We start from the raw sequence: 15,979 nt of genomic DNA, 5'->3' as shown, positions 1-15,979 counted from the left end.
CACCTGCTGAAATTGGATACTCATCAAGGCATTTACTGATAGTAATAATACTGCATGGATATCCTCCCATTTTCCAAATGATCTATCATCTCATGTTATGGAGGGGAGGGATATAGTTTATCTGTGTTCTTTAATGGATTGAATCGTTATACGATGAAGGTAACAGTTGCTTGCATAGGTACCCGATTCAAAACTCTTTTCAGTTGTCAAGCGAGACGTTATCAAGTATAATTCCCTGATAAACTGTGCTACTAAATGGACGATAAAGGATGGATATATATGACATTTGAAGAAGTGTTGCCGCGTTTAAAGACTGGCGAGAAAGTGATTCGCAGCGGTTGGGGCGGAGCTGAGTTGTATGTAAAGCTAGTAGGAGAAAGTGAGCATGATGGAAAGAAGTTGAATCCTTATTTCTTGATTAATGTGACAGGTGAGGGTTACACCATGTTTACTCCTACAGTTTGTGATTTGTTAGCGGAAGATTGGATTATTGTAAAATAAGACGGATGAATCAAAGCTCATGAGCAATCATGGGCTTTTTTAATAGGAGGAAGTTATGAAATTTGAAGAATATGTGGGGAAGACAGTTGTTGTAACAGGTGCTGCATCGGGAATTGGAAAGGCACAATCGCTTGCGTTTTTGGAGAATGGAGCGAATGTATTTGCGTTGGATATAAATGAGGACGAGCTTCTGAATATGAAGCGGGCATACCCTGTACAGTTTGCGTATTCAATTGGTAGTATAAGTTCAAATGAAGACGTGACGCATACCGTTGCGGAGGCACTTGCGACATTTGGTCAAATTGATATTTTATTGAATACGGCTGGGCTTCTGGATGGCTTTGCTAAAACGCTTGATACGGATGAAGTGCTTTGGGATCGGATTATGGATACGAATGTTAAAGGGACATATTTTATGACCAATGCTGTTTTACCTCATATGATCGCTCGGAAATCGGGTGTTATTGTCAATATGGCATCTATCGCGGGGCTTGTTGGAGGCGGTGGTGGTGCGGCGTATACAGCTTCAAAACATGCGATTGTAGGTTATACAAAACAGGTGGACTTGGATTATTGCCGTGAAGGAATCCGTGTCAATGCAATTGCGCCGGGAGCGATTCAGTCGCCGATGAACAAAGCGGATTTTGAGGGCGAGGGCGAAATGGCGAAGTGGGTGGCAGAGGAGACACCGGCTGGACGCTGGGCGCAACCAAGTGAAGTCGCTGACCTAACGCTATATTTAGCCAGTCAAACTGCTGACTATATTCATGGTACCGTCATTCCGATTGACGGAGGATGGACAGCCAAATAATTCTTTTTTCATATATGACTTTCTGCTATACTATGCATGCAAGCAAATCCTGCTTGCACTGCGGCACTTTTGATTGAGCGAAAGGCTCATTCTTCCTTTGGCCGTAGTTATTACTGGAATAGCATATGCTATTTCACAAAGGAGAAAATAAAATGAGTATGTCTTTTGTAAAAGATTCACAAAAGAGTGCAGTGAGTGAGCTGACGAAAACAGCGCTTGTTGCGGCTTTATATGTGACAGTTACGGTAATGTTTTCAGTCATTAGTTTTGGAGCAGTTCAGCTGCGTCTATCAGAGATGTTCAACTATCTTGCATTGTACAATAAACGTTATGTGGTAGCTGTAACGTTAGGTGTGATGTTCGCGAACTTTATGTCGCCGACTTGGCTGTTGGATGTTCCAGTGGGTACTATAGCTACATTCCTTGCGTTACTTCTTTGCCGGGTAGTGACGAAGAATATTCAGAATGATATTGTGAAAATGGCGATTACTGCCATTATCTTCGCATTGTCGATGTTTACAATCGCTGGTCAATTGACAATTATTCTAGGTCTGCCGTTTTGGGCGACTTGGGTTACAGTTGGAATCGGTGAATTATTGTCTATGACAGTTGGCGGAATGATTATATATACGTTGAATAAAAAAATAGACTTATCTAAATAAAAAAGGCACATTCGCTAGTTGCGAGTGTGCTTTTTTGCGTTTAACTAAACGAATGCTCAGGCTTGAGACTCTAGCTCACTATCAAAGATTTCAAAGGGTTTTCTGTTAATTGAATCATTTACAAATCAAACGGTTTTTACCGTACAAAAAGATTATACCGTAAAAAGTATTGTAAACACTATCAGAAATCTGTTAACATAATGGAGTGTCAAAAAATAAATTGAAATGAATCTTAGGCGTTTCACCCGTAACTTCAAGAAAGTGAGAGGAAATATGATAGAACTTCGAAAAGTGAATAAAGTTTATGAGGACGGTACTCATGTATTGAAAGACATCGATCTCCTGTTTGAAAGCGGTAAAATTAATGTTTTGATCGGACCAAGTGGATGCGGAAAAACGACCACAATGCGACTGCTGAATCGGTTGACCGAGCATACAGGCGGCGAGATTTTCATTGATGAGAAGAGTATTGGGGATTTCAATCCGATTGAGTTACGTCGTCATATGGGGTATGTAATTCAAAGTATTGGGCTGTTTCCGCATATGACGATCTACGATAATGTGGCAACAGTGCCGCGCTTATTGAAATGGGATAAGTCTAAAATCGACAAGCGTGTGAATGAACTGCTGGAGCTGGTTAATTTAAACCCTGAGCAATATAAAAAACGATACCCGTCAGAATTGAGTGGCGGACAACAGCAACGGATCGGTGTGGCTAGAGCGCTGGCAGCTGAACCGGCAACGATCCTGATGGATGAACCGTTCAGTGCGTTGGATCCGATCAGTCGAGATCAGCTGCAAAATGAATTGGTTCGTCTGCAAGAGGACATTCAGAAAACGATTATCTTTGTAACACATGATATGGACGAAGCGTTGAAAATTGCCGATCAGATTATTTTGATGAAAGATGGAAGGGTGGTCCAAAAAGGAACACCGCGTGAAATATTGACGAATCCAGCGAATGATTTTGTCAGAGAGTTTATCGGGGAGGAACGATTGAAAACTGCAGAACCATTGCCTTCATTAAGTAATTTCATCGATCCTACGATACAAGCAATCCACTTATCCGAATCCAAAGAATCGGTAATTAAGAAATTGATGGAACAACAATGTTTTACATACCCGCTAGTCGATGAGACTAATCAATTCCTTGGACAGCTTTCATTGCAAAAGATTATGAATGAGTCATCTGTTCATTTAGAGGATTTTGTCGATCCATCTGTGCAAGCGTTAACAACTGATCAAGATATTGAGGATGTTTTAGAATACTTAGAAAAACATAAGCATCACAGTCTACCAGTTGTTGACAACGAGAATATGTTCGTAGGAATGATCGACATGAAGGAACTGTTTCGATCGGTTCGTTCTGTCTATGGGAAACGTGGTGGAAATTAAATGGAGTTTATACGAAACTATTTTGAATTTTGGAGGGATCGATATCCGTCCATTTTGGAATATGCAGTACAACATTTGATTATGTCTGCCCTTAGTTTGGTAATCGGAATACTTGTGACGATTCCCCTTGCTATATTATTAACTCGTTTGAAACGTAACTTTCTAAAAAGCCTCGTTTTTAACATCGCAAACGTATTTCAGACAGTTCCTACCATTGCAATGTTAGCGCTGATGATTCCTATCCTCGGGATCGGTATGAAGCCGGCGGTTACAGCAATGTTTTTATACTCACTCCTGCCTTTACTTCGAAACACCTATGCAGGTATCCAGTCTATCGATTCAGGTATTGTAGATGCAGCAAAAGGAATGGGCTATAACTCTTTTCAAAGTTTGATTAAAGTCGAACTTCCTTTAGCGATGCCTTATATTATGTCGGGGATTCGCGTGACTTCTGTGTACATCATTAGCTGGGTCACGATGGCTGCAGTGATAGGAGCTGGGGGGCTGGGAGGTTTGATCATTTCCGGCATTGGATTTAATGATAAAAACTTGATTTTCACGGGTACGCTTCTGGCGATTGTGTTGGCAGTAGCAACAGATTTGCTTTTTGCACGTTTTGAAAAATCAAGAAATCGAACTAGGAGGAAGACAATCTAATGAAGAAACTTACATTATTATGTACATCCTTATTGCTGTTAGTGGTTTTAACAGCGTGTGGTGGGAAAGATAAAGAAACGGCTGCTGGTGGAACTTTTTTTGAAATGGGGACACAAGATTACACCGACCCTAAAATTATCGCATATATGGTGAAAGAGCTTGTAGAAGACCAAACAGACCACGAAGTGAATGTCACAGAAAATATCCAAGCGAGCCCATTAATTATCACTGCAATGGATAAAGGCGACTTTGATTTGGCGACTCTTTATTCCGGAGAAGTATATAACAATCATTTTGATGATGATCAAGTAGAATATACAACAGATCCTGACAAAACTCTTGAACAGGCTCAAAAGTTATTCGATGAAAAATTCAACTTGAAATGGTTTGACTCGCTAGGCTTTGAAAATAAGTATACGATTGCCATTACTGAAGACTTGGCGAAAAAGAAAAACATCGAAACAATGACGGATCTTGGAAAGTATGCGAAAGATTTGACGATTGGTACGGACTCCGCTTGGATTGAACGCGGAGATGACGGATACCGTGCATTCCAGGAACACTACGACTATTCATTCAAGAAGGCGAATGGTTTGGAAATTTCTTTGATGTATGAAGGCTTGAAATTAGGGGAGTTGGATGCGATTACTGCGTATTCAGTGGATCCAGAAATTAAAGAATTAAACTTAAGAGTCTTGGAGGATGATAAAGGTTTCTTCCCTCCATCAACTGCTTCCCTAGTGGCAAGAGAAGATACGCTGAAAGATTATCCTGAATTAGAAGAAATTATAAATTCATTGACAGATCAAATTAATGAAGAAGAAATGACGCAAATGATTTATGAAGTAGATATTGAAAAGCAAGAACCGAAAGATGTAGCAAAAAAATTCTTAATTGAAAAAGGTCTGTTGAAATAAGGAGAATGTAAATGGAGTTACTGACAGAGTTAATGCAGTATATAATGAATAACCAGTCGGAGCTGCTAGCTTTAACGGTTGAGCATATCCTGTTAGTCATTTATGGAGTGGTCTTAGCGTTTATTGTCGGGGTTCCATTGGCAATTTTGGCGGTTAAAATTCCGCGGTTGGCACCGGTTATATTGTCGGTCGCGAACATTTTGCAAAATGTCCCGAGTCTCGCGATGTTGGCGATTCTCATGCTGTATTTCGGATTAGGGAATACTGCAGTGATTATCGGATTGTTCTTTTACTCATTACTGCCAATCATTCGTAACACGTATGTAGGATTGCAGGAAGTGAGTGGCAGTCTGCTAGATGCGGGCAAAGGTGTCGGCATGAATTCGTTTCAGTTGCTGACAAAGGTCCAAATCCCTCTTTCTTTACCATTTATCGTGGCGGGATTACGGGTTGCTGCAGTTATTGCAGTCGGAGTAGCTTCGATCGCGCCTTATATCGGTGGCGGTGGATTAGGGAAGGAAATTGTCTCAGGAATTGCACAGCGTTCTGATATCAAAATACTAGCCGGTGCGATACCCGCAGCTTTATTAGCAATTCTCGCAGATTATCTCCTAGGATTTGTGGAAAAATATACGAAGAAAAGAACGGCTTAAAAAGGTGGAATTCGTTTGAAGGAAGAATTATTTACTCGCCTGGAGGATGGCTACGAAGAAATGATCGAGTTGCGTCGTGAGTTTCATATGTATCCCGAGCTGTCCTTCCAAGAGGTGAATACGGCAAAAAAAATCGCTGACTACCAAAGGAAGCTGGGACTAGAAGTGCAAACAGATGTCGGAGGGAATGGAGTCGTTGCCACGCTACGCGGAAAACATCCAGGAAAGACGATAGCGATCCGTGCTGATTTTGATGCGCTTCCGATATGGGAAGAGAATGACGTACCTTATAAATCGAAAAATCCTGGAGTTATGCATGCATGCGGACATGACGCACATACGGCGATCGCATTGGGGTTATCTAAAGCACTGGTTGAGATGAAAGAACAGCTTACTGGAAATGTTGTGTTTATCCACCAGCACGCTGAGGAAGAAGATCCAGGCGGCGCGAAATCCATGATTGAATCAGGGGCCTTGTCTGGTGTTGATGTGATTTTTGCGACACATATGGAAAATTATATTCCGGTAGATCATCTCCTGTACAATGAGAACTATATATTAGGTGCATGCGATGATTTTACGATTGATATTCTAGGTTTTGGCGGACACGGTGCATTTCCGCAAGACACGGTAGATGTCATTGCAGTAGGTGCTCAGCTAATAAGTAACTTACATCAAATTACTAGCAGAAAAGTAGATCCACTACAATCGGCTGTGTTATCAATAGGTGCCTTCCATGCGGGGGAAGCAGCAAATGTCATACCGGAAAAGGCCCAACTCAAAGGGACCGTCCGTACGTTTGACGAGGGAGTTCGCCAAGAGATGCATAAGTGGGTGCAAACAATCACTTCTCATACTTGTCAGGCATTTGGTGCAACGTATGAAATGGACTATATGTTTGGCTATCCAGCAACAAAAAACGATCCAACGATTACAAAGCTGATGGTGAACGCAGCGGAAGAAGTTCTGCCGGCTGAAAACATCCAAGAGGTAAAGCCAAATATGGGTGCAGAAGATTTCTCGTACTTCCTACAGCAAGTGTCAGGAACCTACTTCTTCATAGGTTCTGCCAATGAAGAAAAAGGTTTGATCTATCCCTATCATCATCCCAAATTTGACATTGATGAAAAAGCATTACTAAACGGTGCAAAAGTACTTGCTTCTAGTATGGTTGACTATTGGAAAACCTATAATAAGGGCTAATGCTTGATATATATACACCTCCTCTTACCATTTTAAGATGGCTAGAAGAGGTGTTTTTCATTATGGGGTGTTTACTACTAAATTGATGCATTGTAAATAGATTGCATAACAATCTCTAATGATTCATTAAAATCATCATCCGTCTGATTTAAATTGAAGTCCTGGCTGAGTACACAAAAGAAAATTGGTCAACTGTACCATCTCCTGAAATTTGATATAGTTAGATTATCATATTCAGTGAATTACAATCCAATAATTAACTAATAATAGATTGTGAGTAAGTATAGAAAAAGCTGGATCAGTGAATTTTTTGAAAGAAGGATACAAATGTCATTGAATAAAAAAGCACTTCAATTGTTTGAAAACAATCAATACGATGAAGCAATCTTACTGTTGGAAAATGTGGTGAAAGCAGAACGAACGGTTCAGTCGCTAAATAATTTGGCGTTCATGTATTTATACGAAGAAGAGGATGTAAATCGGGCAAAACCACTCCTTGAAGAAGTTATTTTAAAAAAACCGCAGTCACATTTCCCTTTTAGCATGCTTGGAGAAATTGCAATACAAGAAAAACAATGGCTTGATGCGAAGAATTACCTGCAAAAATCCATCGACTTTCATCCTTCTATAGAAGCAATACATAATGTGGCAGTCGCTCATTACAATCTAGAGGATTATGAAATGGCGGCGACCAGTTTTCATCAAATTGCCAAGGATTCTGATGTCATTCGCTGGTATGAAGTATTGGCACGCATTCAAAATAAAGACTATGATGTCGCTCAGTCTATTCTTGATCAATGGAACGCTCAGTCAGATGATTATGCAGGGGCGATTGAAGCGGCAGATGCTTATGTAGAAATCGACTGTTTTGAAAAAGCTCGAGACATGTTCAAGAGGGAATGGGACGAGTATGCTGTCACGTCTTACATCATTAGCAGGTATGCTTATACTTTATTCCAGTTAAATGAGTTACAAACATGTCATGACCTGATAGAGCAAGAAATTGAAAAAAAGCGTGTTGAAATTGAAGAAGAGAAACGAGAAGAATGTGATGAACATTGGTCAGAGCTGGATAAAAAAGAGAGAATTGAAGAACTTCATCAGGAATTAAATGAACTTCTTCAATTGTTTGCTAAACTGCAATCAGGGTATCGTCCTCCCATAGAGATTGAATAGGACCGGACAGGCGGCTGTTACTTATTCGGTTGTCAGCAACATATGCATGAAGAATATAATAATTAGTAAGAGTAAGTTCTAGCCCCTTGCGCGATTAAGTTATCGGAAATCGATTCACAGAATAAGTTCATGTTGGAGGAGTGGTTACTGATGCAAAATGATAATAAATTCCCCATACTGGAAACCGATAGATTGATACTGCGTCAAGTGACTGAAGAGGACGCTGGTAGCTTGCTAGCTTATTTATCTGATCCTACTGTAGTTAAGCACATGGGTTTCGAACCCTTTCTGTCTATCGATGATGCAATAAATGAAATTTCTTGGTATCGTTCCATATTTGACGAGGGAAGCGGGATCAGATGGGGAATTGCCCTTAAGGAAGACGATGTCATCATAGGTAGCTGTGGATTTCTGAATTGGATTCCAAAGCATTATCGTTCGGAAATTGGTTTTGAGTTAAGTAGAAGTTTCTGGGGGAAAGGCATAGCGAACGAAGCTCTCGAAATAGTGCTTGCTTATGGGTTCAAGCAGATGAACCTGCAACGGATTGAAGCATTGATTGAACCGCCGAATGAATCATCCAAGCGTTTAGTTGAAAATCACAGTTTCGTTCGAGAAGGTTTGTTAAGGAGTTATGAGTGTACGTTAGGGAAGTTTGATGACCTTTATATGTATTCTTTATTAAAGGAAGAGTTTTTAAATGCTTAAAAGTGGTGCCGGATCCCTGAAAAGAGAATCTAGCACCTTTTATTAATTAATATATCTGCCCTCCGTGATCCGAAAGCAAGTAATGATCACCATCCTCGGTTATGGACCAGCCCTCAAAAAGAGTGCTGCTGTGAAATACATCGATAAATAAATCATCCAACTGCACCATGAGGAAAGGGCAGTTTTCCCAAAGCTGCACATCTTGGATGGTCTTGTTGATCAATAAATCTTGAAGGTCTTTCCAACTCATACCATTCACATCCATATCAGCATGGCCGAATAAAATGGTTTCTGTGTTGCGAATTCTCCAAGCGCACTCAATCATTAGGCGGCCGTTTTCAAACTGCACGATAAATCGAGGAGCTGCTTGCACATCGACATCCAATATCCGCTGGCCAAGTAATGTAGAAAAGGTATACTTGCTTTTTTCTGAATACCAAAGTTCGCGTGCATATGCGATGATTTTTTCGATTACTTCTTCTTTTGATAAAACAAATGCTTTGTCATATTGAAATTGATCAACCCATTCACTGGGTTCATGCCACTGAAGCTGTTTTTCTTCTAAATCATATTGAATCGAACAGTTATAAATTTCTTTGACGTTAGCAAACACTTCATCAGAATTAAAAAGTAAATGTTGATGCAACAGATTTATATGGAATAATGCGCATTCTCTTTCTGAAGGAAGCTCCCAACCTATTGCGCGAACTGCTTTCTCAAACATCTCATTTATTTCAAAAGGTTGGAGGGGCGGCCGCATACTTGCCAACATCTTCACTTCATCCATATCTAAATAAATTATTTCCTCTGCCCACCGCACATAATCAGCGGGGGTATCATAGCCAGTGTACTTCTTATACAAAAGCTCTTGCAGTTCCATATGGATCATCCTTTCTCTATGTACGTTGCAATACCGTAAAAGACACTGCGTAAATGAGCAAACCACTGATAGGAATTGAAGCAACAGCAAATACTGGAAACCAAATATGATCTAAAAAATAATTCGGTATAAACATAAATGAACCAATTACGAAAAAAGAATAAATAAGTAGACCGGAAAATGCGTAACTTACTGCTTTTCTTGTATGATCAATGGCTCGTTCATCGGTGGCATCATACTCAAAAGTAAAGAAGTCCCGTATATCTGTATTCGTCTGTTTCCGCAAACGCCAAAAATGTAGTAGATTGGCAATAATGAAAAGAAATAAAATCCCTAAAAGCATATATCCCGGCCAATTGGAAATGTCTACAGAGAATCCATCAAGAAGACCTCTATCCATTTGGATAAATAATTGTTCCACTCTTAAAAAATCAAACACCATCACTGCAAGCGCTACAAATAATAAAATTCGTAAACTGACAGCCAGAAACACATTCTTCATTTAGCATCCTCCTTGAAAAAAATATCCTCAATCGGCATCTTAAATACTTCTGCAATATTCATTGCTAACAAAAGGGAAGGCGTATAGCTTCCTTTTTCCAACGCGACAATCGTCTGCCGTGTTACGCCTACTCGTTCTGCAAGCACACCTTGAGTCAAATCAAATCGTGCCCGCAGCTCCTTCACTCGATTTTTAATCACGCGCATCCTCACCTCATTTATACATAATGTATACTAAACTATACATTATGTATAGTCAACCATACAAATTTAAAATGAATTACTGCCATACTAAAATGAAGCGTGCAGTGAAGGTGTTCCAAACGTTATACTATAAGAGATAATTTAATTTTATAAAAAAGGATGATGGAACAATGCAAGTCAGAAGAATAATTAACGATGAGGATCTGAAACAAGCATTTGAAATTCGTAAAGCAGTATTCGTAGAAGAACAAAACGTGCCCGAAGAAAATGAATTTGATGAGTTCGATGCTCAAAAAGGCATATGTGAACATATTTTAGTAGTAGATGAAGAACAAGCTGTCGGCACAGGTAGAATTAGAGATGTTGATGGTGTAGGGAAGTTGGAACGGATCTGTATCCTACCTTCTCATCGGCAGTTAGGTTTTGGGAAAGTGATTGTCAGTGCATTGGAAGAGATTGCACAAGAACAAGGAATTGGTCGAGTGAAGTTACATGGCCAGACACATGCCGAGAAATTCTATCATAAGCTTGGATATAAGACGGCTTCAGAGGTATTTATGGAGGAGGGTATTCCGCATATTGTGATGGAGAAAGAACTTTCAGCAACAGTTAGATGACTGCGGAAACCGAATATGAAAAATCTCCCACACTCAGTGTAAGGGAGATTTTTCACGTTATGCTTTCACAGAACTTCTTTTCGGCTTCGAATCCTTAATCAGAAAAGACAAGACGAGCCCGACAATTGAGATGTATCCTGCAACGAGAAATGCAATATTGACTCCATGAATTTGACCGGATACCGTACCGTCATCTATTTCAGCTGTTACCATAATCGTCACTAAAACAGCGGTCCCGACCGAGCCGGAAATCTGGCGGAAGGTGTTGTTCATGGCGGTCCCATGCGAAATCAAGTGGTTCGGTAATTGATTCAGGCCAAGTGTCGTAGAGGGCATCATGACCATGGCTATGCCTGTCATCCGAACTGCATTCAAGATAGCTAAATATGTAAAGCTAGTTCCTGCGGATAAATTCGCGAACATGAACGTTGTAATCGTCAGGATGGTGAAACCGGTTAGCAGCAGCCATCTTGCCCCGTATTTATCGAACAATGCACCGGTCACCGGATTCATGATGCCCATAATAATCGCACCTGGTAATAGCATAAGGCCTGAATGGAAAGCATTGAATCCAAGCATCGTCTGCATGAAGAGAGGTAAAATCACAGTTGTTGCGATCATGGATGAGAACACGATCATGCCGAGTCCAGTAGCAATGGTGAAGATTTTGTATTTAAATACCCTGAATTCAAGAATCGGCTGTTCCAGCTTCAATTGCCTTCGTATGAATAAAATTAACGAAATTGCTCCGATAGCAATGGATAGACCGACTTCCGCACTGAGCCAATCCGCTGTACCCGCGATACTGAATCCGTAAAGAAGTCCGCCGAATCCGAATGTGGAAAGAATGATCGATAAACTGTCCATTTTAGGATTGGTTTGTTTCGTCACGTTTTTCAGTAAGAAATATGCCGCAATGATGTTCAATAAAGCAAATGGCAGTACGACATAAAAGACACTTCGCCAAGGGAATTGGTCAACGAGATATCCTGATAAACTTGGTCCGATGGCAGGTGCAAACGCAATAACGAGCCCGTACATTCCCATTGCTTTTCCTCGTTTTTCGATAGGGAAGAGAAGGAACATAATAGTTTGCAAGAGCGGCATCATAATCCCCGCACCGGCTCCTTGTAAAACTCTTCCTAGCAATAAAAAAGAAAAGCTGGGAGCAACGGCAGCGATTAGTGTACCGAAAGCAAATATACTCATAGCAGTAAGGAATAGTCTTCTCGTAGTAAATTTTCCGATTAAAAAGGCAGTGATCGGAATCATGATCCCATTGACGAGCATAAAAATCGATTGCAACCACTGAACCGTGCTCTCCGTGATATGTAGATCAACCATGATCGGCGGCAATGCTGTCGCGAGAAGGGTTTGATTTAGGATCGTGATAAATGCACCTGATAATAAAACGACCATCAGTGGAATATTCTTTTTAAAATCAAATGTTTGCGAGTTTACCATAAATAATAACCACCCATTTTAAAAGTCGTATTCATGAAAAAATCAGAATACGACATGAATTGGACACATCTCACATGTTAGTGGTTATTTGACTGGACCTCAATTATATTGCCTAACTACATACAGTTTTTCGATAATTGAACTGGCGTCACTTATTAACGAAACGCTTCGGATTCTAAAAAGCCAGTACTCGAAACAATTCTGTCTCGAGTACTGGCTGAATCAATTTAAATAGACGCTTCATAAATGGATTGCACGGCTTTTTCAAGTGTGTCATTAAATTCTTCATCTGTCTGATTGGCATTTAAGTCTTGGCTCAGTGCACGTGAAAAACTTGCAATCAGTCCTTCGTTTTCTTTGAGCTTTTCATTCGCGATAACTGTTGAATATCCCCCTGACAGTGCGACTACTCTCACTACACGAGGGTGATCGATAAGCTCTTTATATACGTTCGCTTCTGTCGGGATCGTCAATTTCAGCATAACGTTCTCAGTGTCTTGCAACTGATCTAGATGCTTTAGAATTTCTTTTTTCAGCAGCTGTTCACATTCTTTTTTACCTGAACTGTTGATATCGACTTCAGGTTCGATGATCGGAATGAGACCCGCCGCAATAATTTGTTTACCAACCTCAAATTGTTGATCGACGATTGCCCGGATGCCTTCTTCGTTTGGCTCTTTGATGACGGAACGCATTTTGGTACCGAAAATATGACGTTCGTTTGCCCGCTTCAATAGTTCATCCAAATTAGTGATTGGTTTCATCAATTGAACCCCGTTTGCTTCTTCCGCAAGCCCTTTATCCACTTTTAGGAAAGGTACGATTTCTTTCTTTTCTGCTAAGTAATCCGCAGTGTACATGCCCTCAATTTCACGATCCATTGTCTGTTCAAAGAGAATCGCTCCGAGTATATATTTTGAATCAAAGGCAGGAGATGTAATGATCCGTGTCCGCATGTCGTGCACTAAATTGAACATCTCGTCTTCATTGGCGTAAGCATCTTCTTGTACGCCATAAGCTGCCAACGCTTTTGGTGTACTTCCGCCACTTTGATCCAGTGCGGCAATAAATCCTTTACCATTTTTAATTTTGTCAAATTGTTTTTCATTCATTTACTTCACTCCTTGTAAGTGTGTGATATATCTGATAGTTTAACATGGAATAGAGTTCGGGTGTGTGCGAAACAGCTCGCTCGTAATTATGTAGAGCTTTAGGCGACATGTCCTTTCCGATTTTGTATAAAAGCCTATATACAGGAAATCCTTACGATAAGACGTTAATCTGGCAAGGAGTGTGTCACTATTGAAAAAAGCAGTGTTTCTAGATCGCGATGGTGTGATAAATGAAGTGCTCACCGACCGGGTGAAATTTGTAAATGAGCCTCAACAGCTGTTCTTTTTGCCGGGTGTTGCGAAAGCGATTAAGCAATTGAATACGGTGTTTGATTACATCTTCGTTGTGACCAATCAAGGTGGTGTCGGACTTGGGTTTATGAAGGAGTCCCAGTTGAAGGCGATTCATAAACATATGATGGCCGAACTGGCAAAGGAAGGCGCGTTTATTCAAGAGGTTGCGTACTGTCCGCATAAACCAAAGGCAGGATGCGCTTGTCGAAAGCCGAACAGCAAAATGATTGAAGATTTGGCGAGGAAGTATCATGTAGACGTTTCCTCGTCGTATATGGTTGGGGATACTGATACGGATATTATCGCCGGTAAAAATGCAGGGACGAAAGGAGTCTTTCTTGGTACAGCAGACCCACTTGCAGATGCTGTGTTTCCTGATCTTCTTAGTGCGGCTGCGTGGATTATTGAGGATGCAAATCGAAGTTGACAGGTGAGCTGCACGACTATAAAGCTATATGGAGAATTTATATGTCCAGGGAACAAGTGTAGGATACGTGCGCACGTTACATACCTATTATTATGCATAAAGGAATAGGAGCTGAAAATGGGTTCATAACAATAAGCATAATAAAAAGAGGAGTTGAAGCTGGTATTCGAGGCTTTGACTCCTTTTTCATGTAAAACAGCTTTCTTTACCCCGTGCTGTGTACACTATACGATAGGATTGAAAGGAAATTAGGGGGAGAATCTAGTATGAAACGAATTAAATCGGTAGAAGCATGGAAGACGCTATTGAAGAAATCAGACGAACAGCCTTTTCTTTTATTCAAATTGAGTATGACGTGTATAAGTAGCGTGGCGGCGAAAAAAGAATTGCAGAAGTTGCAGACAGAACTTCCTATATACGTAGTGATTGTGCAGCTGGACAGAAAAGTTTCGAAGGCAGTCGAAGAGGATCTTGGCGTGAAACATGAATCTCCGCAGCTGTTGATTTTAAAAGACGGAAGAGGAATTTGGCAAGCGACGCATTATCATATAAAACAATCAATTGTTCTGGATGCGATTGAAGAGTATGTGTAGGCAATATTTCTCGTAATGAACCTCTAATTTTAATTAGGGGTTTTTAAAATTCCATCTACGAGCTAAATGAAAGCAATTAAAGTCAAAAAGACCGTAAATACTTCTGGTATATTAACGTTAGAGAGGTGAGGAGATGAGCTATAGTCCCGTTATTCAAAGCACCATTAACTTTATTGAAAAAAATTTGAATGAGGAATTGTCTCTTGAAGACGTATCAGCAAATGCTGGTTTTTCTAAGTTTCATTTTCACCGTATATTTCAGAATGAAACCGGCGTCTCTGTTACGGAGTATGTGAGATACAGGAGAATTACCGAGTCTGCTCAGGTGCTTATCTATACCAATGCAAAAATCATTGATATTGCGATGAATTATGGTTTTGAATCACAAGAAGCATTTTCACGAGCTTTCAAAAAGTATTATCATTTGCCCCCAGGCCACTATCGGAAACTAATGGGTAATTTAACTAAGCAAAAGGAGGAAACAACTGTGAATGAAGAACATGCTGTAAAAGGATGGATCTTAAGCGGAAGTAATCCGAATCTTTACCAGATGGGTATTGATCAAGAAACAGTGCATAAAGGGAAGTCTTCAGGTTTTTTACAATCTGTACTTGTGCAGTCTACAGATGAATTTGCTACAATGATGCAACAATTTAAAGCCGAAAAATACCTTGGGAAAAGAATGAAGTTCTCAGGATTTTTAAAGGCATCGAGCGTCGAAGGATTTTGTGGTTTTTGGATGAGAGTCGACAATACACTGGGTGACGTTTTGCAATTTGATAATATGAGCAATCGACAAATTAAGGGAGATACCGAATGGAATTATTATTCTATAGTCTTGGATGTCCCTGAAAACGGATCGACTATTTCTTTTGGAGTTCTTTTGTCAGGTAAAGGGCAAGTATGGATTGATGAATTACGTTTTGAAGAGGTAGACCACCGGGTGGCGACTACCAACCTGGATATTACATTTGAACTTCTAAATGAACCAATGAACTTGTCGTTTGAGGAATGATCAGATGTCTACTAAAAAACAATTTATCAGTATAATGATTTTTGTTCTGATTATCGCAAGCATTATGGCTATGAAATTTGCTGCAGGCAATCTCCTTTTTCCTATAATTAGAGATATGTTTAATTCGATTTTTTAAAGTGTGCGATGGATAGATTGTGGTAAATTGGCTTCTTATCGATATGTAGTATT

At 40.2% G+C, this 15,979-nt stretch carries 19 protein-coding genes; 14 read left to right on the top strand and 5 right to left on the bottom strand.

Features of this window, described 5'->3' with window-relative positions; genetic code table 11:
• Window positions 1-279: 279 nt before the first annotated feature.
• The 10 genes from MKY93_RS11390 (at window position 280) to MKY93_RS11345 (ending at window position 8,683) form a co-directional block, all read left to right on the top strand.
• Window positions 280-501: a DUF2829 domain-containing protein gene (locus MKY93_RS11390; protein ID WP_221838065.1), complete on the top strand. Its 222-nt coding sequence runs from the start codon at window positions 280-282 to the stop codon at window positions 499-501.
• A gap of 55 nt (window positions 502-556) precedes the next feature.
• Complete coding sequence (locus tag MKY93_RS11385) at window positions 557-1,312, top strand: 3-oxoacyl-ACP reductase (protein ID WP_340759113.1); 756 nt, start codon at window positions 557-559, stop codon at window positions 1,310-1,312.
• A 152-nt stretch (window positions 1,313-1,464) separates the two neighbouring features.
• Window positions 1,465-1,974 (top strand): QueT transporter family protein, encoded by a 510-nt coding sequence (locus MKY93_RS11380; RefSeq protein WP_221838067.1) that lies wholly within the window; start codon window positions 1,465-1,467, stop codon window positions 1,972-1,974.
• 273 nt (window positions 1,975-2,247) lie between these two features.
• The gene (locus MKY93_RS11375) at window positions 2,248-3,369 is read left to right on the top strand and encodes an ABC transporter ATP-binding protein (protein ID WP_445683490.1); all 1,122 of its coding nucleotides are present in this window, start codon (window positions 2,248-2,250) and stop codon (window positions 3,367-3,369) included.
• The gene (locus tag MKY93_RS11370; RefSeq protein WP_221838070.1) at window positions 3,370-4,026 is read left to right on the top strand and encodes an ABC transporter permease; all 657 of its coding nucleotides are present in this window, start codon (window positions 3,370-3,372) and stop codon (window positions 4,024-4,026) included.
• Entirely contained in the window at window positions 4,026-4,943 is a 918-nt protein-coding gene (locus MKY93_RS11365; protein ID WP_340759111.1) for an ABC transporter substrate-binding protein, read from the top strand. The genes MKY93_RS11370 and MKY93_RS11365 overlap by 1 nt, the downstream gene beginning before the upstream one ends.
• An 11-nt stretch (window positions 4,944-4,954) precedes the next feature.
• On the top strand, window positions 4,955-5,596 hold the full coding sequence (locus MKY93_RS11360; RefSeq protein ID WP_221838074.1) for an ABC transporter permease: 642 nt from the start codon (window positions 4,955-4,957) through the stop codon (window positions 5,594-5,596).
• 15 nt (window positions 5,597-5,611) lie between these two features.
• Window positions 5,612-6,799, top strand: coding sequence for an amidohydrolase (locus MKY93_RS11355; RefSeq protein ID WP_340759110.1), 1,188 nt, complete (start codon window positions 5,612-5,614; stop codon window positions 6,797-6,799).
• Between the two features lie 327 nt (window positions 6,800-7,126).
• Window positions 7,127-7,975 (top strand): tetratricopeptide repeat protein, encoded by an 849-nt coding sequence (locus tag MKY93_RS11350; RefSeq protein ID WP_340759109.1) that lies wholly within the window; start codon window positions 7,127-7,129, stop codon window positions 7,973-7,975.
• A gap of 150 nt (window positions 7,976-8,125) precedes the next feature.
• Window positions 8,126-8,683, top strand: coding sequence for a GNAT family N-acetyltransferase (locus tag MKY93_RS11345; protein WP_340759108.1), 558 nt, complete (start codon window positions 8,126-8,128; stop codon window positions 8,681-8,683).
• Between the two features lie 46 nt (window positions 8,684-8,729).
• Here MKY93_RS11345 and MKY93_RS11340 read toward each other — a convergent pair whose 3' ends face one another.
• From MKY93_RS11340 to MKY93_RS11330, 3 genes are read right to left on the bottom strand one after another with little or no spacing between them, the layout of a single operon-like run.
• On the bottom strand, window positions 8,730-9,563 hold the full coding sequence (locus MKY93_RS11340; protein WP_340759107.1) for a hypothetical protein: 834 nt from the start codon (window positions 9,561-9,563) through the stop codon (window positions 8,730-8,732).
• Between the two features lie 16 nt (window positions 9,564-9,579).
• Window positions 9,580-10,065: a hypothetical protein gene (locus MKY93_RS11335; protein ID WP_221837131.1), complete on the bottom strand. Its 486-nt coding sequence runs from the start codon at window positions 10,063-10,065 to the stop codon at window positions 9,580-9,582.
• Window positions 10,062-10,265 carry a helix-turn-helix transcriptional regulator gene (locus MKY93_RS11330; RefSeq protein ID WP_445683489.1) on the bottom strand — a complete coding sequence of 68 codons (204 nt, stop codon included), beginning with the start codon at window positions 10,263-10,265 and terminating at the stop codon, window positions 10,062-10,064. The genes MKY93_RS11335 and MKY93_RS11330 overlap by 4 nt, the downstream gene beginning before the upstream one ends.
• A 173-nt stretch (window positions 10,266-10,438) precedes the next feature.
• On the opposite strand from MKY93_RS11330, the gene MKY93_RS11325 reads away from it, so the two are divergent.
• Window positions 10,439-10,885: a GNAT family N-acetyltransferase gene (locus tag MKY93_RS11325; RefSeq protein WP_340759106.1), complete on the top strand. Its 447-nt coding sequence runs from the start codon at window positions 10,439-10,441 to the stop codon at window positions 10,883-10,885.
• A gap of 57 nt (window positions 10,886-10,942) precedes the next feature.
• Here the strand turns inward: MKY93_RS11325 and MKY93_RS11320 are convergent, their stop codons facing one another.
• Both MKY93_RS11320 and MKY93_RS11315 read right to left on the bottom strand, forming a co-directional pair.
• Window positions 10,943-12,349: an MDR family MFS transporter gene (locus MKY93_RS11320; RefSeq protein ID WP_340759105.1), complete on the bottom strand. Its 1,407-nt coding sequence runs from the start codon at window positions 12,347-12,349 to the stop codon at window positions 10,943-10,945.
• A gap of 227 nt (window positions 12,350-12,576) precedes the next feature.
• Complete coding sequence (locus tag MKY93_RS11315; protein WP_078816977.1) at window positions 12,577-13,461, bottom strand: fructose bisphosphate aldolase; 885 nt, start codon at window positions 13,459-13,461, stop codon at window positions 12,577-12,579.
• 190 nt (window positions 13,462-13,651) lie between these two features.
• Between MKY93_RS11315 and MKY93_RS11310 the strand changes: the two genes are divergently transcribed.
• The 3 genes from MKY93_RS11310 (at window position 13,652) to MKY93_RS11300 (ending at window position 15,790) form a co-directional block, all read left to right on the top strand.
• Window positions 13,652-14,182 carry a D-glycero-alpha-D-manno-heptose-1,7-bisphosphate 7-phosphatase gene (locus MKY93_RS11310; RefSeq protein ID WP_340759104.1) on the top strand — a complete coding sequence of 177 codons (531 nt, stop codon included), beginning with the start codon at window positions 13,652-13,654 and terminating at the stop codon, window positions 14,180-14,182.
• 266 nt (window positions 14,183-14,448) lie between these two features.
• Window positions 14,449-14,775: a bacillithiol system redox-active protein YtxJ gene (gene ytxJ / locus MKY93_RS11305; RefSeq protein ID WP_078816975.1), complete on the top strand. Its 327-nt coding sequence runs from the start codon at window positions 14,449-14,451 to the stop codon at window positions 14,773-14,775.
• 133 nt (window positions 14,776-14,908) lie between these two features.
• The gene (locus tag MKY93_RS11300; RefSeq protein ID WP_009497775.1) at window positions 14,909-15,790 is read left to right on the top strand and encodes a helix-turn-helix transcriptional regulator; all 882 of its coding nucleotides are present in this window, start codon (window positions 14,909-14,911) and stop codon (window positions 15,788-15,790) included.
• Window positions 15,791-15,979: the final 189 nt, after the last annotated feature.

It is taken from the genome of Sporosarcina sp. FSL W7-1283 (assembly GCF_038003105.1).
Classification (GTDB): domain Bacteria; phylum Bacillota; class Bacilli; order Bacillales_A; family Planococcaceae; genus Sporosarcina; species Sporosarcina newyorkensis.
Note: the sequence above shows the minus strand (reverse complement) of the source record. Positions and strands in the feature narration are given on the sequence as shown.

Coding starts and splice junctions, on each gene's coding strand:
- MKY93_RS11335 (WP_221837131.1), bottom strand. CDS start 10,065: ATGAAGAATGTGTTTCTGGCTGTCAGTTTACGAATTTTATTATTTGTA.
- MKY93_RS11325 (WP_340759106.1), top strand. CDS start 10,439: ATGCAAGTCAGAAGAATAATTAACGATGAGGATCTGAAACAAGCATTT.
- MKY93_RS11300 (WP_009497775.1), top strand. CDS start 14,909: ATGAGCTATAGTCCCGTTATTCAAAGCACCATTAACTTTATTGAAAAA.
- MKY93_RS11365 (WP_340759111.1), top strand. CDS start 4,026: ATGAAGAAACTTACATTATTATGTACATCCTTATTGCTGTTAGTGGTT.
- MKY93_RS11340 (WP_340759107.1), bottom strand. CDS start 9,563: ATGGAACTGCAAGAGCTTTTGTATAAGAAGTACACTGGCTATGATACC.
- ytxJ (WP_078816975.1), top strand. CDS start 14,449: ATGAAACGAATTAAATCGGTAGAAGCATGGAAGACGCTATTGAAGAAA.
- MKY93_RS11375 (WP_445683490.1), top strand. CDS start 2,248: ATGATAGAACTTCGAAAAGTGAATAAAGTTTATGAGGACGGTACTCAT.
- MKY93_RS11320 (WP_340759105.1), bottom strand. CDS start 12,349: ATGGTAAACTCGCAAACATTTGATTTTAAAAAGAATATTCCACTGATG.
- MKY93_RS11390 (WP_221838065.1), top strand. CDS start 280: ATGACATTTGAAGAAGTGTTGCCGCGTTTAAAGACTGGCGAGAAAGTG.
- MKY93_RS11370 (WP_221838070.1), top strand. CDS start 3,370: ATGGAGTTTATACGAAACTATTTTGAATTTTGGAGGGATCGATATCCG.
- MKY93_RS11380 (WP_221838067.1), top strand. CDS start 1,465: ATGAGTATGTCTTTTGTAAAAGATTCACAAAAGAGTGCAGTGAGTGAG.
- MKY93_RS11315 (WP_078816977.1), bottom strand. CDS start 13,461: ATGAATGAAAAACAATTTGACAAAATTAAAAATGGTAAAGGATTTATT.
- MKY93_RS11360 (WP_221838074.1), top strand. CDS start 4,955: ATGGAGTTACTGACAGAGTTAATGCAGTATATAATGAATAACCAGTCG.
- MKY93_RS11350 (WP_340759109.1), top strand. CDS start 7,127: ATGTCATTGAATAAAAAAGCACTTCAATTGTTTGAAAACAATCAATAC.
- MKY93_RS11345 (WP_340759108.1), top strand. CDS start 8,126: ATGCAAAATGATAATAAATTCCCCATACTGGAAACCGATAGATTGATA.
- MKY93_RS11385 (WP_340759113.1), top strand. CDS start 557: ATGAAATTTGAAGAATATGTGGGGAAGACAGTTGTTGTAACAGGTGCT.